The following is a 21099-nucleotide window of genomic DNA, read 5'->3' on the forward strand; positions in this document are numbered from 1 at the left end:
ATGTGCAGGAAGCGCCGCAGTAGCATCGCGGGCGTGCTGATGAGCCGTGCTGCTGTCGTGATCGTCATGGTCCTGGCGGGTCTCGCCGTTCCGGTGAGTGCTCAAGGGGCCGCCGCGGGACCGGGGAATCCCGCGGGGAGGGCCGCGGTGCCGGCGGACGGGCGGGCGGTGAATACCTCGCGGCCCGACCGGGTGGTGGGGAACGGGACGCCCGCGAGTTGCACGTCGGCGGCGGTGGTGGCGGCGGTGGCCAAGGGCGGGCTGATCCGGTTCGCGTGCGGGGCCAAGGCCGTGACGATCGTGATGCGGGCGACGGCCAAGGTGCGGAACACCAGCAAGCGGGTGGTGCTGGACGGCGGTGGCAAGGTGACGCTGAGCGGCGGGGGGAAGCGGCGGATCCTGTACATGAACACCTGCGACAAGGCGCAGGTGTGGACGACGTCGCATTGCGACGACCAGCAGTGGCCGCAGCTGACGGTGCAGAACATCAGGTTCGCGGACGGGAACGCGACCGGGGAGCGGGCCGAGGGCGGCGGAGGTGGGGCCGTGTTCGTGCGTGGTGGGCGGTTCAAGGTGGTGAACTCCGGCTTCGCCCGCAACCGGTGTGACGCGACGGGGCCGGATGTGGGCGGGGCGGCGGTGCGGGTGCTGGACCAGTGGCGGGATCTGCCGGTGTACGTCGTCAAGAGCACCTTCGGCGGCGCGGCGGGGCAGGGCGGGGTGTGCTCCAACGGCGGGGCGCTGAGCAGCATCGGCGTGTCGTGGGTGGTGCTGAACAGCGTGTTCACGCACAACAAGGCGATCGGACGGGGAGCCAACCCGGCGCGCGGGGGCACCCCCGGCGGCGGCAGCGGCGGGGCGATCTACACCGACGGCAACCGGTTCACCGTGCGGATCGCCGGTTCGGTCGTGACCGACAACACGGCCAGGGAGGGCGGCGGGGCCGTCTTCTTCGTCAGCAACGACCGCACCGGGACGCTGCGGATCGAGCACTCGGCGTTCCGTCGCAACCGCAGCGCCGGCTTCGAGACCAAGGGCTTCCCGGGCATCTTCTTCCTCGGCGCGGGCCGTCCGCAGCTGGTGTCCTCCACGCTGAGATGAGCGATCCGGTTCTGTCGGTGGGGGCCGCTACCGTGTCGCCCGTGACTGCTACAGAGCCGCCGATCACCGCCGACGACGTGCGGCAGATGGCCATGTCCCTGCCGCGCACCATCGAGAGGCTGGTGCGCGACCGCGTCAAGTTCAACGTCGGGCGCATCGTGTACGCCACGTTGTCCCGGGACGAGACGTTGATGGGGTGTGGCTTTCCCAAGGAGGAGCGTGAGGCGGCGGTCGCGGCCGAGCCTGAGAAGTTCCTGATGCCGGACGCGGCCAACATGCGTTATCAGTGGATCGTGGTCCGGCTCTCGGCCGTGACCCGGGACGAGTTGCGGGAGTTGCTCGTGGACGCGTGGCGCATGGCCGTTCCCAAGCGGGTCGCCGCCGCGTACGACCAGGAGCACACTCCGGCGTGATCCGCCGCCGGGTGGCGGGATATCGGAGGCGGTCGCCCGGGCGGGCTGGTTCGATGGGGGTATGGAAACCTCACGCTTTCTCAGCCACCTTGAGGACGAGTTCGCCCTGCTGCGGGCGGCCGTCGGTGCCGGCGATCTCGCGACGCGGGTGCCTTCGTGCCCGGAGTGGACGGTGGCCGACCTCGCGCAGCATGTTGGTTATGTCTATCTGCACAAGGCCGAGTCCATCCGGCTCGGGGTCTCTCCCAAGCCTTGGCCGCCGGAGACGGTCCAGCCGGGGTCGGTGGCGTTGCTGGACGAGATGTACGCCACGCTGACCGGAACCTTCGAGGGGCGCGCCCCCGGGGACCACGCGGCCACCTGGCATGAGCCCGACCAGACGGTCGGGTTCTGGATCCGGCGGATGACCCAGGAGACCGTCATCCACCGCGTGGACGCGGAGCTGGCGCTGGGCGGGGACGTCTCCCCCGTGCCCGGCGATCTCGCCTTCGACGGGGTGGACGAGATGCTGAAGCTGTTCATGGGCTACGGGAGCGTCGTCTGGCGGGAGGACTACGGCACCCTGCTCGACGCGCCCGACGAGCGCGTCGTCACCGTCGCCACCGGACATCACGCCTGGAGCGTCCGGGCCACCCCCAAGGGGATCGAGGTGCAGGAGGCCGCCACCGGCTTCGACGGCGACGCCCTGGTCAGCGGTGAGCCCGCACCGCTCCTGCTGTGGCTCTGGAACCGGACGGGCGACGACGCCGTGCGCCTCTCCGGCGACCCCGCGCTCCTCACGCAGTTCCACACCCTGCGCACCGCCGCCACCCAGTGACCACCGCGCCGCCGCGGCGTCCCGGAACGGCGTGCGTTCCGAACGCCGGTGCCGTCAAGCCGGTGCGTCGCGGCGGCGGCGGTCGTCGGCGGGGACTCTCCCACGACGCGGCCTCAGCGGTCCGCCCGTCGCCGTGGCCGGATGGGTGATGTGTTCAGAGGGCCTTGTACAGCCTGATGTGCTTCGCGGCGGCGGTGGGCCAGGTGTGGCGGGCGGCCAGTTCTCTGCCTGCGGTGCGGCGGGTGGGGTCGGGGGTGGTCATGGCGTGGTGCATGGATTCGGCGAAGTCGCGAGGGGTGGTGGCGAAGCGGGCGGCGGGGGTGAAGACCTCGCGGAAGACGGCCAGGTCGCGGGTCACCAGGGGGACGCCGGCGGCCAGGGCCTCCATGGCGGCGAGGCCGAAGCCCTCCTTGAGGGAGGGGAAGGCGAAGACGGCGGCGGACGCGACCAGGCCTGGGAGGTCGTCGTGGCCGACGCGGCCGAGGACGACCGGGTCGACGCCGAGGGCGGCGGCGCGGCGGTCCCAGGCGGTGCGGTAGTCGCGGTAGTCGAACAGGGTCTCGCCGCCGGCGACGACCAGGCGGAGGTCGGGGTCGGTGTCGGTCAGGAGGGCGTAGGCCTCCAGGAGGTCCATGGAGCCCTTGCGGGGTTCTATGCCGCCGACGGTGAGGACGTAGCGGCCGAAGCGGGCGCGCCAGCGGAGGTCGGCGTGGCGGGCGGCCTCGGCGAAGCGCTCGGCCTCGACGCCGTTGGGGATGACGGTGGCGGCGATGCCCCAGCCGGCGGCCAGTTCGCGGGCGACGGCGGCGGAGACGCAGACGTGGGTGTGCGGGCGGGCGATGGCCCGTTCGTGGCAGGCGATCAGCTCGGGGGTGGTGAAGTGGTCGATGTGGTGGACGGTCCGCACGCAGTCCTCGACGGCGTTGGCGCTGATGCAGTCCTGGGCGTGCACGACGTCGTAGCCCCGGGGGTCGAACGCCGCGCGCATCACCGCGATGGAGCGCAGCACCCGGTCCCCCACGCTCTCGCCCGGGATGTCGCGGAACGGGACGATGACCTGCCGCACGGCGCGGTCGACGGCGCGGAAGAAACCGCCGTCGCCGCCCCGGGCGAGCGTCCAGACGGTGACGTCCTGCCCGGCGGCGGCCAGCGCCTCGGCCAGGCTCAGCGTGTGCACCACGCCGCCGCGCGGCTTGGTCGAGTACGTCAGCAGGGCGATCCTCACCGGTAGCTCCCGGGGCGGAGTTCGGCCAGGTGGTTCAGGACGCGGCGGGCACGGGCGATCTCGGTGGGGACGTCCACCTCGGCCACGGCGAGGCCGGCCTTGGACCAGGTGCGCGCGAGGATCTCGCCGCCGGGGCCGACCACCTTGGCCTGGCCGAGGAAGCGCATGCCGCCCATGGCGCCGGTCTGGTTGGAGGAGGCCAGGACGACCTGGTTCTCGGCGGCGCGGGCGCGGTCGTACAGGTCGAAGAGGCGGGACTGGCGGTCCTGGGTCATGCGGGGGGCGCGGTTGGTGATGCTGGTGGGCCAGGCGGACAGGCAGGCCAGGATCTCGGCGCCGTCGAGGGCCAGCGAGCGGGCCGACTCGGGGAAGGTCTTGTCGTAGTCGATGAGCATGCCGACGCGGCCCACGGGGGTGTCGAAGGCGTCGAAGCGGTCGCCGGGGGCGTAGGCGGTGATCTCACCGGCGGGGAGGTGGACCTTGCGGTGGCGGCCGAGGACGCCGTCGCCGGTCAGGCACACGGCGGCGTTGTAGCGGTCGGCGCCGTCGGCCTCGCAGTAGCCGGCGCAGACCACCATCTCGCCCGCCAGGCCCGCCATCCGTTTGAAGACGGGGTCGCCGGGGTCGAGGGCGGGCGGCAGCGCGTCGGGGTCGGGGTGGCGCAGGTCGGCGAGGTAGCCGCCGAGGGTGGCGTCCGGCAGCACCAGCAGCGCGGCCCCGGCGGCCCGCGCGTCGCCTATCAGCTTGGCGACGCGTTGCAGGTCGAACTCCAGGTCCCGGCCGAAGTGCGCGGAGGCCGCCGCGATGCGCACCACCGCTCAGGACCCCACGGCCGCCGCCGCTGCCGCGCCGTCCACACCGGACGCGGGAGCGGTACGGGACGCGGGGCCGGTGCCGGGCACGGGCGCGGGGGCGGCCGGGAAGGCGGGGGCGAGGTAGGCGGCGGGGCGGCGGTCGCGGAGGTGGCCCATGGAGCGGCGGGCGGTGGTGAGGGTGGCGGGGACGTCGAGTTCGGCGGTGGCGGTGCCGCCGTCCACGCCGGTGCGGGCCAGGATCTCGCCACCGGGGCCGACGATCTTGGCGCTGCCGACGAAGCGGAGGCTGCCGAAGGTGCCGGACTGGTTGGCCGACAGCCAGACCACCTGGTTCTCCAGGGCGCGGGCCTGGTCGAACAGGTCGAAGCGGCGGGTCCAGCGGTCGTCGGCCAGGTCGGGGGCGGGGTCGGTGCGGCTGGCGGGCCAGGCCGAGACGCAGACCACGATCTCGGCGCCGTCCAGGGCCAGAGAGCGGGCCGACTCGGGGAACGCCTTGTCGTAGCAGATCATCATGCCGAGCCGCCCGACCGGCGTGTCGAAGGCGGCGAAACCGTCACCGGCCGCGAACAGGGCGTCCTCGCTGAGCGGCTGGTGGACCTTGCGGTGCACGCCGAGCACGCCGTCGCCGGTCACGCACGCCACGCTGTTGTACCGCAGGTCCCCGGCCGCCTCGCAGAACCCGGCGCACACCACCATGTCGCCCGCCAGCGCGGCCAGCCGCCGGATCTCCGGGCCGCCGGGGTCCAGCGCGGGCGGCGTGTCGGACGGGTCGCCGTCCATGCTGTGCAGGTACCCGCCGAGGCACGCCTCGGGCAGCGCGAGCAGCCGCACCCCGTCGGCGCGGGCGGCGGCCACCAGCCGTTCCACCCGGGCGAAGCAGCCCTCGACGTCCCTGTCGAACGGTGCCGCCACGGCGGCCATGCGTATCGTCATCGCCCAGCCCTTCTCGTCGTCTCGGCCTCGCCGTCCAGCCTCCGCGCGGCGCCGGTCATGGGTCCGCCGGCCCGAGGCCCGTCGCGGGGGTGGTCAGGGCGTCGGTCAGCTCGCCGTCCGGCCACCGCAGGCGGACGCCGGGGGTACGGGTGAGCTCGCCGCAGACGGCGCCGGCGGCGGGGCCGGCGGAAAGGCCCGGGTGGGACGGCGGGGCGGCGGTCAGCATCGCGAAGCCGGGGAAGCAGGTGAGCCAGTCGCCCATGGCCACCCCGTCCGGCCGGGGCAGGGCGGCGACGTCCAGAACGGCGCCGCAGCCGGAGGCCTCGGCGAGCATGCCGAGGGTGCCCGCGATGCCGGACATGGAGACGTCCTTGGCGGCGGCGGGACGGGCGGCGGCCACCGCGTCCAGCATGGCCCGCAGTTCGGGGGTGCGGCGGTGGCTCGTGGAGTCCCACTGGCGGCCGGTGTACCCGGGGCGCCAGCCGCCGCCGAGGTCGGCGGTGAGGCGCAGGCGGTGGCCGGGGAGGCCCCCGCCGCCGGGCACCGGGTCGGTGGTGCGGCCGAGCGCGGTCACCGCGAGGGCTGCGGGCACGCCGAGCTGGGTGTGCCCGCCGAGCACGGGCACGCCGTACGCCTCGGCGGCGCGGCGCAGGCCGCCGAGCACCCGGGCGGCGGCCGCGGCGTCCTTGGCGCCGACCGCGTCCAGCAGGCCGACCGGCGCGGCGCCCATCGCGGACAGGTCGTTGAGGTTGACCAGGACCGAGCACCAGCCCGCCCAGTCGGGGTCGCGTTCCACCATGGCGGGCAGGATCGCGTCGCACGCCGCCACCAGGTCGCTGCCGGGCACCGGGGCGCCGTCGTCGCCGACGAACCCCGGGCCGCCGAGGTGGAACCCGGCGAGCAGCGGGCCGAGGGGCTGCTTGGTGGCCGCCACCAGCGCGGCGATCCGGCCCATGGGGCGGCGCATCAGGACGTGCGGCCGTCCCATGAGGGTCACCGGGCGGACGGCGTGCCAGCCGAGGCGGGCGAACAGCCGCTCGGCGCGGGCCTGCACGGTGGCCTCGAAGCGCAGCGCCCCGGCGGCCTCGGCCCTGGCGCAGGCGGCACGGACCAGCGCGGGGCCGACCCCGGCGCCGCCCCGGTCGGTGGGCCGCACGATGAGCCGCCCGCCGTGCCACCACCCGATGTCCGGCCCGCCGCGGGCCGGGCCGAGCCGCACCCCGCCGATCACCGACCCGGCGCGGTCCCTGGCGACCAGCACGACGGTGCGCGGGTCCTCGTCCCGTTCGTCCAGGTCGTGCCGCGGGAACAGCCCTTGTTCCACGACGAACACCCTCTTGCGCAGCGCCCGGTAGGCGGCCACCCCGCCCTCGTCCGCCTCCTCGATCATGAAGTACGGCCGCGCCTCCCCCAGCAGCGCGTCGCAGATCGGCCCGTCAGGGGGGAACGGGAGCCCGGGGAACAGGGGGAACGAGGCTTGGCGCATGGTCAGGCGCCCGCCGCGGGGAGAGCCGAGCAGGCGCCGCAGGCGGCGCAGCCCGCCTGCTGGGCGGCGCCGGTCATGCCGGCGGCGCGCAGCAGGGCGGCGACCCGTTCGGTGACGTCGCGGACGACCCGGGGGTCCGGCGGGGTGGCGCCGTCGCGGGCGGCCAGGGAGTCCTTCAGCGGGCGGAACGGCACCACGAACGGGTAGACGCCGCGCGCCACCAGCCGCGCCGCGCCGTCCACCAGCTCGTCGGGGTCCTCGCCGAGGCCGACCAGAAGGTACGTGGAGACGCGGTTGCGGCCGAACAGCCGGACCGCCTCGTCCCAGGCCGCCTCGTACGCCGTGAGCGGCACCGCGGCCTTGCCCGGTGTCCAGGCGCGGCGCACCTGTTCGTCCAGGGACTCGGCGTGGATGCCGATCGCGGTGGCCCCGGCCTCGTGGAGCACCGCGAGCCACGCCAGGTCGGCGGGCGGCTCGCACTGCACCTGGATCGGCAGGCCGGGCACCGCGCGCAGCACGGCCCGCACCGCGCGGGCCAGCACGCGGGCGCCGCGGTCCGGCCCGGCGGTGGTGCCGGTGGTCATCACCATCTGCCGCACCCCGTCCAGGCGCACCGCGGCCTCGGCGACCTCGGCGAGCTGCTCGGGGGTCTTGGCGGCCACGGTGGCGCCGGCCCGCAGGGACTCCTCCACGGTGCAGAACCGGCAGCGGTCGGCCTCGCCGTACCGCACGCAGGTCTGCACGACGGTGGTGGCGAGCACGTCGGCGCCGTGCAGCCGGGCGAGCCGCTCGTACGGCACGCCGTCCTCGGTGACCAGGTCGTAGAACCGCGGCCGGTCCACCGGCCTGGCCGGGATGCCGAGGTCGGCGTCGCCCAGCCACAGGCTGCCGTCGCGGACCACGTACGGGCTCGCCGGGTCGAGCGGGATCGCGGCGCCCGCCCCGCCGAGCAGCAGGTGCCCGTCGTCGCTGGGCCCGGCCCCGCCCGCGCGGCGCACGGGGGCGTCCACGCGCACGCCCCGGATCGCCACATCGACCCTGGTACCGACGCTCACGTGACCTCCTAGAACATGTAGGTCGAGTTGATGATCGCGCCCTTGCGGCCGTAGTGGATCAGGGCGTCCTGGACGTCGAGCGGGTGGGTGGGGATGACGCCTTCGATGAGGTCCTCCTCGCGGGCGCCGTGCAGGGACAGGCCGAACCGGCAGCAGTAGACCTTGCCGCCCTCCTCGATGAACGTCTTCAGCGAGTTGTTGATGTTGTGCTCGCCGGGGAACGCGGAGTTGCCGGTGGTGGGGAAGCCGCGGGTGGCCAGGCAGTTCAGCGAGCCGGGGCCGTAGAAGTAGATGGCCGACTCGAAGCCCTTGCGCAGCGCCCGGGTGGCCTGCAGGATCGCGACGAAGCTCACCGACGACTCGTGCGCGATGCCGTGCACCAGCGTGAAGTAGCTCTCGCCGTTCTCGGCCTGGTAGTCGGGGAACACCTTGGTGCCGCCGTACAGGCTGGAGCCCTGGGGCAGCGACGGGTGCGGGATCTCGGTGAGGCTCTGCTTCTCGAGGTCGGTCAGGTCCGGCATGGATGGCGCTCCTTGTTCGTTTGCCCGGGGTCGGAGGAACCCGGTGAGGGGTCAGGCGTAGAGCTTCTCGAAGGTGTCGCGGAAGATCAGGCGGGCGAGCTCGCCGTCGCCGACGGCGGCGCCGAGGCGGGCGCGCTCCCCCACGAAGTCGCCCCACGGCTCGTCGCTGGCGAACAGCACGCGGTCGTGGCCGAAGCCGCGGCGGCCGATCTCCTCGCACAGCCAGCGCGGGGTGAAGCCGATCGCCCAGGACAGGTCGGTGTAGACGCGTTTGCCCGCGGCGATCCAGTCGAAGAAACGGGAACCGGCCAGCTTGATGTGGCCGCTCATGCCGCCGCCGAAGTGCACCAGGTGGACGGCCACCTGGTCGCCGTACCACTCGACCAGGTTCCCGACCTCGTCGATGTCGGAGGCCGCGCCGGGCGAGGTGTGCACGTGCACGATCAGGTCGTGCTCGCGGGCGGCGGCGAAGACGCGGTCCAGCATGGGGCGGCAGGCCGGGTCGGTGGGACGGCCGCCGAGCAGGAAGCTGAGCTTCAGCGCGCGCACGCCGCGCTCCCCCGCGAGCTTCAGGGCCTGTTCGGTGCGGCCGGCGTCCTCGGGCCGGGGCGACACCCACAGGCCGCAGCGGATGCGGTCGTCGCGCGAGGCGGCCTCGACGCACAGCTCGTTGAAGCCGAACGCCACCTCCGGGTCGGGCACGCCGTAGTTGGGCAGCACCAGGGCCCGTTCGGTGCCCTCGTCGTACAGGTCTTCCATGAGCTGGTCCACGGTTCCCCGCGCGGTGACGTCCGGGTTCACCGGGGGGCCGCCGTAGAAGGGGTACGCGGGCAGCACACCGATGTGGCGGTGCGCGTCGAAGACCATGGCGTTCACGTCCCCAGCAGTTCGGGATGGACGAAGTAGTGGTGGCCGGACGGCGCCGCGGCGGGCCGGGGCGCGTGGTGGCCGGACGAGCCGATGTGCCTGGCCAGGTGCTCGGCGTCGGCGGCGACGCCGGAGAACCGGCCCGAGCCCCAGGTGTGCAGCCACGGGAGCCCGAGGAAGTACAGGCCGGGCACGCGGGTGACGCCGCGGTGGTGGGAGGGGTAGCCGGTGCCGTCGAACACCGGCACCCTGATCCAGCGGTAGTCGCGCCGGAAGCCGGTGCACCAGACGACCGCGGCGACCCGGGCGGTGTCCAGGTGGTCCGGCGTGCCCTCGGGCCGCCAGACCGGGACGTACCTGGGCTCGGCCGGGGCCTGGATGCCGTGGTCGGCGACGAAGGCGTCGATGGAGTCCTTGACGCCGTCGCTGACGGCGTCGGCGTGGTCCAGGTCGCGCTCCAGGCCGCCGCCGAACGTGAACCGGCCGTCCCCGACCCCGGCCAGCCTGCCGTACAGCCGCATGCCGTCCCGGGCGAAGGCCCGCAGGTCGATGTCCCGCCCGCCGTCCCGTCCGGTGACGTAGTGGTTGGCGCGGGCCCGGATCGCGTCGTGGTCGGCGAACGACTCGATGGGCCGCTCGTAGTACCCCATGAGGTCGAGCCACGCGACCACGTCCCTGCCCCGGTAGAACCGGGAGACCCTGGGCGCGGACCCGACGGCGAGGTGGACGCGCCGCCCCGCCAGGTGCAGGTCCTCGGCGATCTGGCAGCCGGACTGGCCGCTGCCGACCACCAGCACCTCCCCCGGCGGCAGGGCGCCGGGGTCGCGGTAGTCACCCGAGTGGATCTGCGTGACGCCCGGCGGGATCCGCTCGGCCATGCGGGGGATCACCGGCTCCTGGTACGGCCCGGTCGCCACCACCACCTGCCCCGCGCCGATCGTGCCGGCGCCGGTCTCCAGCTCGAACCCGGTGCCGGACGCGGTGAGGCGGGTCGCGGTGACGCCCTCCAGCACCGGGGGGCCGAACGACGCGGCGTAGTCCTCCAGGTAGCGGACGATCTCGTCGCGGCGCATGAAGCCGTCCGGGTCGGTCCCCGCGTAGGGGAAGCCCGGGAGGCGGCACTGCCAGTTGGGGGTGACCAGGCAGAACGAGTCCCACCTGCGGGCCCGCCACTCGTGGCCGACCCGGTCGCGTTCCAGCACCACGTGGTCGACGCCGCGCCGGGTGAGGCAGTGGCTCATGGACAGGCCCGCCTGCCCGGCGCCGATGACCACGACCGCGTGACGGCGTCCGCTCACCGCGCGGGTCCCGCGGGTGCCGGGTGGGGGTGGATGCCGGGCATGCGAGCCTCCCTGGGAAAAAGCCGCCGCCGCCGATTCAGCGTCCACCCCATTCGAGGCGCCCGCCGTTGCCGGACCGTTTCCCCCGGAACAAAAAGCCGTTACCCCCGCATCACAGCGGCCGTCGCGGCCTGTTCACCTTCCGCGCGGCGGCGGGGTCTGGCGGTGCCGCGCCGGGAGGACGAAGATCTTGGGCATCCGGGTCGGTGGTTCCCCGCCGGTCCGGTGGGTACGGCGGACCTTGGTGGGATTCGCCCGGCTACAGAAGGGACGGCCATGGCCAATCGCGAGCGAGTCGTCATCGCCGGCGGAGGGTTCGCCGGGTTCACCGCCGCGCGGCGGCTGTCCCGCCTGGCCAGGGGCGCCATCGAGATCGTGCTCGTCAATCCCTACGACTACTTCCTCTACCTGCCGCTGCTCCCGGAGGTCGCGTCCGGGATCCTGGACCCGCGCAAGGTGGCCGTCCCGCTGGCCGGTAGCTGCCGGGGGGTGCGGCACCTGCTGGCGAACGTCGACTCGGTGGACGTCGCGGCCCGCCGGGTGCTGTGCACCGACGCCGAGGGCGGGCACCGCGAGCTCCGCTACGACCGGCTGATCGTCGCGGTCGGCAGCGTCAACAAGCTGCTGCCCGTGCCGGGTGTCGCCGAGCACGCCCACGGGTTCCGCAGCCTCGCCGAGGCGTTGTACCTGCGCGACCACATGATCCGCCAGCTCGAACTGGCCGAGGCCGCCGACGAGCCGGACGAGCGGACGGCCCGCTGCACGTTCGTCGTGGTCGGCGCCGGCTACACCGGCACCGAGGTCGCCGCGCACGGCCAGCTGCTCACCCTGGACATCCTGCGCCGCCGCCCCGGCCTGCGCGGGCAGCCGCTGCGGTGGATCCTGGTGGACGTCGCGCCGCGCATCCTGCCCGAGCTGGACGAACGCCTGTCGCGCACCGCGCACGAGACGCTCGTCGGCCGGGGCGTGGAGATCCGCACCCGCACCAGCGTCGCCGAGGCCACCCACGAGGGCGTCAAGCTCTCCGACGGGGAGTTCGTGCCGACCCGTTCCCTGGTGTGGTGCGTCGGCGTGCGCCCCGACCCGCTCATCGAGTCACTGGGCCTGCCCACCGACCAGGGCCGCCTGCGCACCGACGAGTACCTCACCGTCCCCGGCCACCCCGAGATCTTCGCCTGCGGCGACGCGGCCGCGGTCCCGGACCTGACCCGCCCCGGCGAGCTCACCGCGATGACGGCCCAGCACGCCACCCGCCAGGGCACCCGGGTGGCGGACAACGTCGCCGCCTCCTACGGCCGCGCGGAACGCCGCCCCTACAAGCACCACGACCTGGGCTTCGTGGTCGACCTGGCCGGCGCCAAGGCCGCCGCCAACCCCCTCGGCGTCCCGCTGTCCGGCCTCCCCGCCAAGGTCGTCACCCGCGGCTACCACCTGCTGTCCGTCCCCGGCGGCCGCCTGCGCATCGCGGGCAACTGGCTGCTGGACGCGGTCCTGCCCCGCCAGACGGTGCAGCTCGACCTGGTCAGGAGCGCCGCCGTCCCCCTGGAGTGCGAGACCCCGGAACACCCTCAGGACGCGAGCGCTCCCTGACCGGCGGACCTCCGCCCCTGCCCGGGTCACTCACCGGATCCCGGACCGGGCGGACGCCGCCGCACCGGCCGGCGCCTCTCCTGGAACGCGCGCGGAGAAGAACGAGACGGTCCGGCGGAGCCGGAATCCGAGCGACTCGTACAGGCGGATGGCGTCGGTGTTGGCGGCGCCCGTATGGAGGAAGAGCTTCTCCCCTCGGTCCCGGATGCCGGCGGCGACGGCGAGCACCAGCCGGGTCGCGAGCCCTTGGCCCCGGAACGCCTCGTCGGTGCAGACCGCGCTGATCTCTCTCCAGCCCGGCGGGTGCATCCGCTCCCCGGCCATCGCGACCAGCGCGCCGCCGCGCCGGATGCCGAGATAGGTGCCGAGCTCGACCGTGCGGGGCAGGAACGGCCCCGGCCTGGTGCGCGCGGCGAGGGCCAGCATCTCCGGCACGTCCGCGGCGCCCAGCCGGACGGCCTCGCCGTCCGGCCGGGCGGCCACGCCGTCGCCGACGAACTGAACCCCCCTCCCGCTGACCGGCACGTCCCACCCGCCCGGCGGCGGGACGCTCGCGCCGGCGAACGGGATCAGAGCGCCGGGACCGGCCATCGCCGCCGCCTCGTCCCAGTCGGCGGCCTCCGGCTCCCCCGGCAATGCGATGAACGGGGAGACGTCGACCGGGTAGCGCAGCACGTTGCCGCGCCGTTCGGCCAGGTGCGCGTGCGGCCCGGTCAGGGACGACCAGGCGGGGTTGTCCAGCGGGTGGGATCCGCTCACCCGGCCACCTCGATGAGGATCTTGCCCCGCGCGTGACCGGCCTCCACCGCCCGCAGCGCCTCGGCCGCCTCGTCGAGCGGGAAGGTCGCGGTCACGTACGGCCGCAGCACGCCCTGCGCGACGAGCCGCGCCACCGCCTCCAGCACCTCGCGGTCGCGCTTGCGCGCCACGGGGGAACCGCCGAGCCGCGCCACGGTGTCCCGGTCGGCGGCGGTGATCAGCTTCGAGGGGTCGTCGAGGAGACCGGCCACCGCTACCAGCGCGTCCCCGCCGACCAGGTCGTAGATCGCGTCGACTCCGTCGGGGGCGGCGGCCCGCACGCGGCCGGCGACGTCCGGGCCCGGCTCGACGTGGACCACGCCGAGCTCCTCGACGAAGTCCTTCTTCGCCGCGCTCGCGGTGCCGATCACCCGGAGCCCGGCGTTGCGGGCGATCTGCGCCGCGGCCACGCCAACCCCGCCGCCGACGCCGACGATCAGCAGTGTGTCGCCGGGGGCCAGTCCTAGCTGGTAGAGGCCGTCGTAGGCGGTGGCGGCCGCGATGGGCAACGTGGCGGCGTCCGCGAACGACACGGCGTCGGGCTTGTGCGCGGTCAGCTCGACCGGCAGCAGCGTGTACTCCGCGTAGCCACCGGTGAGAGGGTTGCCGAACACCGCGTCACCGGGCCCGAACCCTTCGACGCCGTCCCCGACCTCCTCGACCACCCCGGCGACCTCACCGCCGAGGACGGCCGGCAGCTCGGGCGCCGGCGCGCCGGGGGGAAGGTAGCCCGCCCTCCGCTTCCAGTCGACGGGGTTGACCCCCGCCGCCTTCACCGCGACGAGGAGCTGACCAGGACCGGGAACCGGCCGGGGAAGGTCGGCGAAGGCTTCGGTCTCGGGCCCGCCGTGCTCGGTGTACGTGTACGCCCTCGGCATGTCGCTCCTCTCGATATGGCTTCTATTCCTACATGAATAGTAGAGATTAGAGTCCTATTCCCGGGAGGGGTGGATGCGCGGAAACTCGCCGGAGCGGCCGATCGCCGGCACCCCCCGGCCCTTGAATACCAATCTTCCGTGTAGGAAATTAGAGGTATGGCGAGATCTGTCGCGCCGACCACCCGCTCGCTGGTCGACCTCCCGTGCGCGCCGAGCAGCCGCCGCCGTTGACCCCTCGCCCGAGCTCGAAGCGGTTCGCGACCGCCGATCTGAACCCTTTCAGCCACCGCGGGGGTCCGTCGACGCCCGGTGGCCAGTTTGGAGTACCTGTCATGTCATGCGACCACTCGGTGACCACTCCGGGCGACAACCACAGGGCGCGCGCCCTGCCGAACGGCCACCTGCCGGGCGCCACCGTCCCCGCGGCACAGCAGCCGCCACCGGCCGGGCCCGAAAGCGACATCGACACCGCCACCTTCCGGGCCGCGTTCCGTCGGCACGCGGCCGGAGTCGTCGTCATCACCGCGGACGCGGGACCCGGGCCGGTCGGCTTCACGGCGACATCCCTGACATCGGCATCCCTCAACCCGCCCCTGCTCACCTTCGGGCTGTCCACCACCGCCTCCAGCTGGCCGGCACTGGCCGCCGCGGAGAGCATCGTGGTCCACTTCCTCGCGGCGGACCAGCATCAGATCGCGCAGCGATTCGCGACCAGCGGGATCGACCGGTTCGCTCCGCCGACCCGGTGGTCCCGGCTCGCCACCGGGGAGCCACTGCTCGACGACGCGCCGACCTACCTGCGCGCCCTGATCGACCGCCGCCTGCCCGTCGGCGATCACCACCTCATCGTGGCCCGGGTCGTCGGCGCCGCGGCAATCGGGGATCACCAGCCGCTCATCTACCACTCCGGCGCCTACAACACCCCGTCCGTACCCGGCCAGTCGTCCGCACGGTGAGCGACGCCTCCGCGGGGACGTGCCGCGGCCGTCAGACGTCCACCGAGCCGCCGGTGCGCCAGTAGACGTTGTGGGCGCGGGCGAGCATGCCCTCGTCCACGAGGTAGCGCCGCAGGGCGGCGTAGTCGTCGTGGAAGGCGCGGAGGGCGACGTTGACGTCTTTCTCGGGGTAGCGGACGCCGGGTTCGAAGACGCGGGCTATGTAGTCCAGGACCACCAGGCGTTTCTCGCGGCGGGTGGGGATGGCGCGGAGGCGGCCTTCCACGAGGAAGGTCTGGATCACGCGGTCCTCGGCGGAGGCGGGGGGTGCGGCGGGGGGCTTGGTGGCGTGGAGGAGCTCGCGGAAGCGTTCGCGGCGGGGGTGCCAGCCGTTCTCGTCGCGGGCGACGAGGCCGCCGCGCTCCAGGCGGTCCAGGGCGCGGCGCAGGGCGTCGGGCTCCAGGCCCGCCTCTTCGGCGCGGCCGGTCAGCACCAGCGCGGACAGCGCCCGCAGGGTGTCCTCCTGATAGAGCAGGCCGAGGACGCGCCTGATCTCTTCCTCGCTCAACGCTCCCCCAGCGACGGTCGTCTCTATGTGATGCTACGCGCCGGTACCGTCAGATATTTCGCCTGGCTTGCGGGCGGTCTGGGACGCGGCGGCGTACTCTTCATCGGTCACCGGGCCGTGCCAGTGGGTGGCACCGCTGGCGGTGACGGCCAGATGGACGAAAGTAGCGTCGGGCGCGGCGCCGTGCCAGTGCTTTTCCCCGGGCTCGACGTGCACCCAGTCGCCTGGGCCGAGCGCGACGGTCTCGGCCTCGCCCCAGCGGGCGATCACGCCGCGGCCGGCCACGACGTACAGGGCCTGCTCGCCGTCGTGCACGTGCCAGCCGGAGCGGGCGTTCGGAATGTAGGAGAAGCGCTGCGCCCGCAGGCCGTTCTCGCGCACCGCCTCCAGGAACCTGGTCTCGTGGACCCCGTCGGTGAAGCGCTTGGCGTCACCCGGCGTGGCCTTGGCGCCGTCCTCGCTCGCGAACCTCATCGTGACCTCCCGCGGCCCGGTCCCGCCGGACGTCCCGGCTCTTCCAGTATCGCGTGACCGTCACACCACGGCGTCCTGTCCGAAATGTAACGGGCAGCCCCTTGATAACACCCTCCCCATGGTGAATATTTTCATGTCAATGGCGGTAAGTGAAAGGAATGACCCCAAGGAGCTGAGACGAGTGGACATCGATGCCGCCGCCTACGCGCAGCGCGTCCAGAGCCTCGCGCACGAGGTCGCGGTGAGCCAGGCCCCGGCGGTGCGCGAGGCCGCCGCGCTGCTGCACGCGTCCCTGCGCGCGGACGGCGTGATCCAGGCCTTCGGCTCGGGCCACTCCGAGGCCATCGCCATGGAGATCGCCGGGCGGGCCGGCGGGCTGGTGCCCACCAACCGGCTGGCCCTGCGCGACGTGGTGCTGTACGGCGGGGAGCCGCCGTCGCTGCTCGCCTCGCCGGAGCTGGAGCGCGACCCGTCCGTCGCCCGCCGCGTCTACGAGCTGGCGCCGGTCCGGCCGCAGGACGCCTTCGTCATCATCTCCAGCTCGGGGGTGAACGGCTCGGTGGTGGAGCTGGCCTCGATCGCCAAGGAGCGCGGCCACGCCCTGGTCGCGCTGACCTCGGTGAAGCACAGCACCGAGATGCGGTCCCGCCACCCCACCGGCCTGAAGCTGCTCGACCTCGCGGACGTGGTGCTGGACAACGGCGCCCCGTACGGCGACGCGGTGCTGCCGCTGCCCGGCGGCGGCGCGTACGGCGCGGTGTCCACGATCACCTCGGCGCTGCTGGCCCAGATGACGGTGGCCGAGGTGGTCGGCGCGATGCTCGCGGCGGGCGAGATCCCGCCGGTCTACCGCTCGTCGAACATCCTCGGCGGCGACGAGCACAACCGCGAACTGGAGGGCCGCTACGCCGGGCGCATCCGCCGCGGCGGCTGAGAACCCCCCGCCCCCACCCCCCAGGAGGTTCCATGGCGGACAACAGATTCTCCCGGCGCGAGCTGCTCCGCGCCGCCGCGCTCGCCGGGCTGCTCGCCCCGGCGGCCGGCGCGCTGTCGGCCTGCGCGTCGCCCTCGGGCGGCGGCCCGGACCCGTCGCGCTCCCCCACGGCGGGCGCCACGTCGGCGGCCAACCCGCTCGGCATCGCCGAGGACCAGCCATTCGAGGTGGTCATCTTCGACGGCGGGTTCGGCGACGCGTACGCCCGCGAGGTGCACCAGCCGCTGTTCGCGGGCAAGCACCCGGGCGTGCGGATCAAGCACACCGCCACCAAGGAGATCGCCAAGACGCTGCAGCCGAGGTTCGCCGGGGGCGACCCGCCGGAGTTCGTGAACAACTCGGGGGCGGGCGCCATGGACTTCGGCGCCCTCGCGCAGGACGGGCAGCTGCAGGACCTCGGCCCGCTGCTGGACGCGCCGAGCTGGGACGACCCGGCGATCAAGGTGCGGGACACCGTCCTGCCGTCGGCGATCGAGATCGGCACCTACGACGGCACCTTCTCGGTGCTGAACTACGCCAACACGGTGTGGGGCATCTGGTACTCCAAGAAGTTGTTCGGGGACAACGGCTGGGAGGTGCCGGAGACCTGGGACCAGTTCACCGCGCTGTGCGAGACCGTCAAGCGCTCGGGAAAGGCCGCGCCGTTCACCTACGCGGGCAAGCACCCGTTCTACATCTACGAGACGATCCTCACGCTGGCCGCCAAGATCGGGGGCGCCGAGGTGCTGAAGAACCTCGACAACCTGGCGGAGGGCGCGTGGAAGGCCGAGCCGGTGGCCACGGCGGCGGGCGCGTTCGCCGACATCGGCGCCCGGTTCCTGATGCAGGGCACCAGCGGCCTGGACCACATCCAGACCCAGACCGCGCACAACAAGTACCAGGTCGCGATGCTGCCCTGCGGGTCGTGGCTGGAGAACGAGCAGAAGGACACCACCCCGGCGGACTTCGGCTACGCCATGTTCCCGCTGCCGTCGTTCACCTCCTCCGACGCGCTGCCGTACGGCACGCTGCACTCGCGGCCGGGTGAGGAGTACTTCGTGGCGGCCCGCTCGCCCAACCCTCTGGCGGGCGTGGAGTACATGCGGGCGATGTTGTCCAAGCAGGGCGCGGGGCGCTTCACCGAGCTGGTCAGCACCCTCACGGTGGTGGAGGGCGCGGCGGAGGGCCGCACGCTCAAGCCGGGCCTGACGAGCGCGGCGGCGGCCCTCGCGGCGGCCGGGAAGAACGTGACGTACTTCCGGTTCCGCCAGTGGTACCAGGAGCTGCACGACGAGGTGGCCGCCGCCACCGGCCAGCTGATGGCCGGACGGCTGAAGGTCGCCGAGTGGGCCGACCGGCTGCAGCGCAAGTCCGACTCCATCAGGGAGGACTCCTCGGTCAAGAAGTACACCCGCGCGTGAGCACGGGAGGTGGCGCGCGATGAGGCTCCGCCCGGCGAACCGGGCCGCGTTCGCCAGGGCGCGGTTCGTCGCGGGCTTCCTGGCGCTCCCCCTGCTGCTCTACGTGGTCTACGTGATCTCCCCGTACGTCCAGGCGTTCTCCATCGCGCTGACCGACTGGCGGGGGGTGAGCGCCAACCCCCGGTTCGTCGGGCTGGACAACTTCCGGCGGCTGCTCGGCGACGGCGTCTTCTGGACGGCCGTCGGGCACAACGGGCTGCTGCTGGTGCTGCTGCCGGTGCTCACCATCGTCATCGCGCTGTTCTTCGCGTTCCTGCTCAACGCGGGCGGCGCCAAGGCGTCCGGCGTGCCGGGCTCCCGGTTCTACCGGGTGGTGTTCTTCTTCCCGCAGGTGCTGGCGGTCGCCATCGTGGCCGTGCTGTTCCAGCAGGTGTTCCGCCCGGACGCCGCGGGCATGCTGAACGCGCCGCTGCTCGCACTGGGGCTGGAGCCGGTGGGGTTCCTGTCCGACCCGGGGGTGGCGTTCTGGTCGATCCTCGGCGTGCTGGTGTGGCAGGCGGTCGGCTTCTACACGGTGCTGTTCTCGGCGGGCATGGCGTCGGTGCCGCGTGAGCTGTACGAGGCCGCGCGGATCGACGGGGCGGGCCCGGCGCCGCTGTTCTTCCGGGTGACGCTGCCGCTGCTGTGGGACACGGTGCAGGTCGGCTGGGTCTACCTCGGCATCGCCGCCCTGGACGTGTTCGCCGTCGTGTGGGTGATGACGGCCGAGCACGGCGGTCCCGACCACTCCACGACGGTGATGGCGGCCGAGATCTACCGCAACGCGTTCCAGTACTTCAAGTTCGGCTACGCCTCGGCGATGGGTGTGGTGCTGTTCTTCTTCACCGTCGGCTTCGCGGCGCTGGCGCTGCGGCTGTCGCGCCGCGAGCGCGTCGAGTTCTGATCCAGGGAGGCGGGTTTGGCCGTACAGGCGGCGGTGCCCGGCAGGAGCGCGGGCCGGGCGCTGCGCCGCGCGCGCCTCGGGCCGCTGGCCGCGCTGTCGCACCTGGCGCTGGTGGTGTGGACGCTGCTGGTGGCGGTGCCGATCGTGTGGACGTTCCTGGCCTCGGTGAAGAGCGAGGACGAGATCTTCGGCAACGCCTGGTCGCTGCCCGCCACCCTGCGCCTGGACAACTGGGCCCGCGCGTGGGACCAGGCGCACGTGGGGCGGTACATGCTGAACAGCGTCGTCGTCGTGGCGTTCGGCACGGCGGGCACCATGCTGCTCGGGTCGATGGCGGCGTACGTGCTGGCGCGGTACCGGTTCCGGGGCTCGCGGGCGATCTATCTGCTGTTCGTGTCGGGGCTGGCGTTCCCGGTGTACCTCGCGCTGACGCCGTTGTTCTTCGTGGTGCGCAACACCGGGAACCTGCCGCTGGTGGGGCCGTTCATCGGGCTGGACACCCACGGCGGGCTGGTGCTGGTGTACATCGCGTACTCGCTGCCGTTCACGGTGTTCTTCCTGTCGGCGTTCTTCCGCACGCTGCCCGGCGCGGTGGCGGAGGCGGCGTTCGTGGACGGCGCGTCGCACGGCAGGGTGTTCTTCCAGATCATGCTGCCGATGGCCCGGCCGGGCATCGTGAGCATCACCATCTTCAACGTGCTCGGGCAGTGGAACCAGTACCAGATCCCGCTGGTGCTGCTCAGCGGCCAGGCCAAGGACAAGTGGGTGCTCACCCAGGGCATCGCCGACATCTCCACCGCCGCGGGGTACGACGCCGACTGGGCGGCGCTGTTCGCCGCGCTCGGCATGGCCATCCTGCCCATGCTGGCCGTCTACACCGTCTTCCAGCGCCAGATCCAGGCCGGCCTCACGGCGGGCGCGCTGAAGTAGGCGTCAGACCTGGCCGTCCTGGAAGCGCTCCTTCATCTCCGACTCGAAGATGTGCCGGCGACCGCCCGCCAGCCGCATCCTGACCAGCTCCTCGACCTCCAGGAACGTGCGGCGGTAGCCGTCGTCGTACTCCTCGATCACCTGGTATGTCCACCGTCCGGGCAGCACGTCCTTGCCGAGCAGGTCGGTGCGCACCACGTCCGCCTCGCCCTCGTGCCCGGCCTCGCGCAGCATCCGCACGGCCTCGGCCAGCATGTTGTGGGCGCGCCCGGTGAGCTGGTGGAAGGCGTACAGGTGTCCCCTGGCCCGCTCGGCGGTCTCCAGGGCCTCCGACAGCTTGCCGAGCGCCTCGACGGTGGCGTCGTCCAGCCCGGCGGGACGGCTGGGCCTGGCGTCGGTCTCGCTCATCGGCGGTCACCGCCCGCCCGCAGGTGACGCACCGGGTGGAAGGCGGTGGTCCTGCGCTCCTCGGGGTCGGTGCCGCCCCAGATGCCGTGCTCCTCGCGCCGCCGCATCGCGTAGTCCAGGCACGGCGTGCGGACCGGGCAGCGCCGGCAGATCGACTTGGCGCGCTCGTGCTGGGCGTGCCCCGGGCCCTTCGCCGATATCGGGAAGAACAACTCGGGGTCCTCGCCCCGGCAGGCGGCCCGGACCAGCCAGGCGATGTGCGGCGCGGCCAGTGGCCGGGGCGCGGCGGTGACGGTGTCGTGGATGACCATGGCGATCCCAGTGAGAGTGACGTGGCGCGGCTGGACCGGGGTCGGCGTCCGACCCAGCCGACAGTCCGCGTGCCCGCTCTGATCACGTTGACACCTGTTTGGGCGATGACTTTGCCACCTCAGGGCCGGGATGGGGAGGCGCTCGGGGCGACCCTCCGACGGCACGGCAAATATCCATTTTGCAGGGTTGTCGAACGGTATGTCAGGACATTTCGTACTACTGCCCTGTAACTACCCCAAACTACGCGAACCCCGTCATTCAGGTCTTGACGAAGATCCTTAGGCGCAGAAGACTCC

General features: G+C 73.2%; 23 protein-coding genes. 9 read left to right on the forward strand and 14 right to left on the reverse strand.

The window, feature by feature from the left end; genetic code table 11:
- Positions 1-39 precede the first annotated feature (39 nt).
- The 3 genes from ACFP1K_RS14740 to ACFP1K_RS14750 all read left to right on the forward strand — a co-directional run bounded on the left by ACFP1K_RS14740 (position 40) and on the right by ACFP1K_RS14750 (position 2331).
- Positions 40-1101, forward strand: coding sequence for a hypothetical protein (locus tag ACFP1K_RS14740; protein WP_380752398.1), 1062 nt, complete (start codon positions 40-42; stop codon positions 1099-1101).
- Positions 1102-1142: 41 nt separating this feature from the next.
- Positions 1143-1514 carry an MmcQ/YjbR family DNA-binding protein gene (locus tag ACFP1K_RS14745; RefSeq protein ID WP_380752401.1) on the forward strand — a complete coding sequence of 124 codons (372 nt, stop codon included), beginning with the start codon at positions 1143-1145 and terminating at the stop codon, positions 1512-1514.
- A gap of 61 nt (positions 1515-1575) precedes the next feature.
- On the forward strand, positions 1576-2331 hold the full coding sequence (locus ACFP1K_RS14750; protein WP_380752404.1) for a maleylpyruvate isomerase family mycothiol-dependent enzyme: 756 nt from the start codon (positions 1576-1578) through the stop codon (positions 2329-2331).
- A 154-nt stretch (positions 2332-2485) separates the two neighbouring features.
- Here ACFP1K_RS14750 and ACFP1K_RS14755 read toward each other — a convergent pair whose 3' ends face one another.
- The 8 genes from ACFP1K_RS14755 to ACFP1K_RS14790 are packed head-to-tail and all read right to left on the reverse strand — an operon-like array spanning position 2486 to position 10531.
- On the reverse strand, positions 2486-3556 hold the full coding sequence (locus ACFP1K_RS14755; RefSeq protein ID WP_380752407.1) for an MSMEG_0565 family glycosyltransferase: 1071 nt from the start codon (positions 3554-3556) through the stop codon (positions 2486-2488).
- On the reverse strand, positions 3553-4371 hold the full coding sequence (locus ACFP1K_RS14760) for a carbon-nitrogen hydrolase family protein (protein WP_380752410.1): 819 nt from the start codon (positions 4369-4371) through the stop codon (positions 3553-3555). The genes ACFP1K_RS14755 and ACFP1K_RS14760 overlap by 4 nt, the downstream gene beginning before the upstream one ends.
- Positions 4372-4374: 3 nt before the next feature.
- On the reverse strand, positions 4375-5304 hold the full coding sequence (locus ACFP1K_RS14765) for a carbon-nitrogen hydrolase family protein (protein WP_380752413.1): 930 nt from the start codon (positions 5302-5304) through the stop codon (positions 4375-4377).
- Positions 5305-5359: 55 nt separating this feature from the next.
- Positions 5360-6790, reverse strand: a complete 1431-nt coding sequence (locus ACFP1K_RS14770; RefSeq protein WP_380752416.1) for an MSMEG_0567/sll0787 family protein — start codon at positions 6788-6790, stop codon at positions 5360-5362.
- A 2-nt stretch (positions 6791-6792) separates the two neighbouring features.
- The gene (locus tag ACFP1K_RS14775; RefSeq protein WP_380752419.1) at positions 6793-7845 is read right to left on the reverse strand and encodes an MSMEG_0568 family radical SAM protein; all 1053 of its coding nucleotides are present in this window, start codon (positions 7843-7845) and stop codon (positions 6793-6795) included.
- Between the two features lie 8 nt (positions 7846-7853).
- The gene (locus ACFP1K_RS14780; protein WP_380752422.1) at positions 7854-8366 is read right to left on the reverse strand and encodes an MSMEG_0572/Sll0783 family nitrogen starvation response protein; all 513 of its coding nucleotides are present in this window, start codon (positions 8364-8366) and stop codon (positions 7854-7856) included.
- Positions 8367-8417: 51 nt separating this feature from the next.
- Positions 8418-9233, reverse strand: coding sequence for an amidohydrolase family protein (locus tag ACFP1K_RS14785; protein ID WP_380752677.1), 816 nt, complete (start codon positions 9231-9233; stop codon positions 8418-8420).
- 5 nt (positions 9234-9238) lie between these two features.
- A complete protein-coding gene (locus ACFP1K_RS14790; protein ID WP_380752425.1) occupies positions 9239-10531 on the reverse strand; it encodes an MSMEG_0569 family flavin-dependent oxidoreductase in 1293 nt (430 codons plus the stop codon).
- A 318-nt stretch (positions 10532-10849) separates the two neighbouring features.
- On the opposite strand from ACFP1K_RS14790, the gene ACFP1K_RS14795 reads away from it, so the two are divergent.
- Positions 10850-12163: an NAD(P)/FAD-dependent oxidoreductase gene (locus ACFP1K_RS14795; protein ID WP_380752428.1), complete on the forward strand. Its 1314-nt coding sequence runs from the start codon at positions 10850-10852 to the stop codon at positions 12161-12163.
- Between the two features lie 30 nt (positions 12164-12193).
- On the opposite strand, the gene ACFP1K_RS14800 is transcribed toward ACFP1K_RS14795, so the two are convergent.
- Both ACFP1K_RS14800 and ACFP1K_RS14805 read right to left on the reverse strand, forming a co-directional pair.
- Positions 12194-12922, reverse strand: coding sequence for a GNAT family N-acetyltransferase (locus tag ACFP1K_RS14800; protein WP_380752433.1), 729 nt, complete (start codon positions 12920-12922; stop codon positions 12194-12196).
- Positions 12919-13839, reverse strand: coding sequence for an NADP-dependent oxidoreductase (locus ACFP1K_RS14805; protein ID WP_380752437.1), 921 nt, complete (start codon positions 13837-13839; stop codon positions 12919-12921). The genes ACFP1K_RS14800 and ACFP1K_RS14805 overlap by 4 nt, the downstream gene beginning before the upstream one ends.
- Before the next feature lie 332 nt (positions 13840-14171).
- Here ACFP1K_RS14805 and ACFP1K_RS14810 point away from each other — a divergent pair, with 332 nt between their 5' ends.
- Complete coding sequence (locus tag ACFP1K_RS14810) at positions 14172-14795, forward strand: flavin reductase family protein (protein ID WP_380752439.1); 624 nt, start codon at positions 14172-14174, stop codon at positions 14793-14795.
- Positions 14796-14826: 31 nt separating this feature from the next.
- On the opposite strand, the gene ACFP1K_RS14815 is transcribed toward ACFP1K_RS14810, so the two are convergent.
- Complete coding sequence (locus ACFP1K_RS14815; protein ID WP_380752441.1) at positions 14827-15342, reverse strand: DUF2087 domain-containing protein; 516 nt, start codon at positions 15340-15342, stop codon at positions 14827-14829.
- 33 nt (positions 15343-15375) lie between these two features.
- Positions 15376-15816, reverse strand: a complete 441-nt coding sequence (locus ACFP1K_RS14820; RefSeq protein WP_380752443.1) for a cupin domain-containing protein — start codon at positions 15814-15816, stop codon at positions 15376-15378.
- 181 nt (positions 15817-15997) lie between these two features.
- Here ACFP1K_RS14820 and ACFP1K_RS14825 point away from each other — a divergent pair, with 181 nt between their 5' ends.
- The 4 genes from ACFP1K_RS14825 to ACFP1K_RS14840 are packed head-to-tail and all read left to right on the forward strand — an operon-like array spanning position 15998 to position 20083.
- Positions 15998-16750: a sugar isomerase domain-containing protein gene (locus ACFP1K_RS14825; protein WP_380752446.1), complete on the forward strand. Its 753-nt coding sequence runs from the start codon at positions 15998-16000 to the stop codon at positions 16748-16750.
- Between the two features lie 32 nt (positions 16751-16782).
- The gene (ngcE, locus tag ACFP1K_RS14830; RefSeq protein ID WP_380752449.1) at positions 16783-18210 is read left to right on the forward strand and encodes an N-acetylglucosamine/diacetylchitobiose ABC transporter substrate-binding protein; all 1428 of its coding nucleotides are present in this window, start codon (positions 16783-16785) and stop codon (positions 18208-18210) included.
- A 19-nt stretch (positions 18211-18229) separates the two neighbouring features.
- The gene (locus ACFP1K_RS14835; RefSeq protein ID WP_380752452.1) at positions 18230-19153 is read left to right on the forward strand and encodes a carbohydrate ABC transporter permease; all 924 of its coding nucleotides are present in this window, start codon (positions 18230-18232) and stop codon (positions 19151-19153) included.
- A 15-nt stretch (positions 19154-19168) separates the two neighbouring features.
- Positions 19169-20083 (forward strand): carbohydrate ABC transporter permease, encoded by a 915-nt coding sequence (locus ACFP1K_RS14840; RefSeq protein WP_380752454.1) that lies wholly within the window; start codon positions 19169-19171, stop codon positions 20081-20083.
- Positions 20084-20086: 3 nt separating this feature from the next.
- Here ACFP1K_RS14840 and ACFP1K_RS14845 read toward each other — a convergent pair whose 3' ends face one another.
- Both ACFP1K_RS14845 and ACFP1K_RS14850 read right to left on the reverse strand, forming a co-directional pair.
- On the reverse strand, positions 20087-20491 hold the full coding sequence (locus ACFP1K_RS14845) for a hypothetical protein (RefSeq protein ID WP_380752457.1): 405 nt from the start codon (positions 20489-20491) through the stop codon (positions 20087-20089).
- On the reverse strand, positions 20488-20802 hold the full coding sequence (locus tag ACFP1K_RS14850) for a WhiB family transcriptional regulator (RefSeq protein ID WP_380752460.1): 315 nt from the start codon (positions 20800-20802) through the stop codon (positions 20488-20490). The genes ACFP1K_RS14845 and ACFP1K_RS14850 overlap by 4 nt, the downstream gene beginning before the upstream one ends.
- Between the last annotated feature and the right edge of the window lie 297 nt (positions 20803-21099).

The organism is Sphaerisporangium aureirubrum, from assembly GCF_042658925.1.
Classification (GTDB): domain Bacteria; phylum Actinomycetota; class Actinomycetes; order Streptosporangiales; family Streptosporangiaceae; genus Sphaerisporangium; species Sphaerisporangium aureirubrum.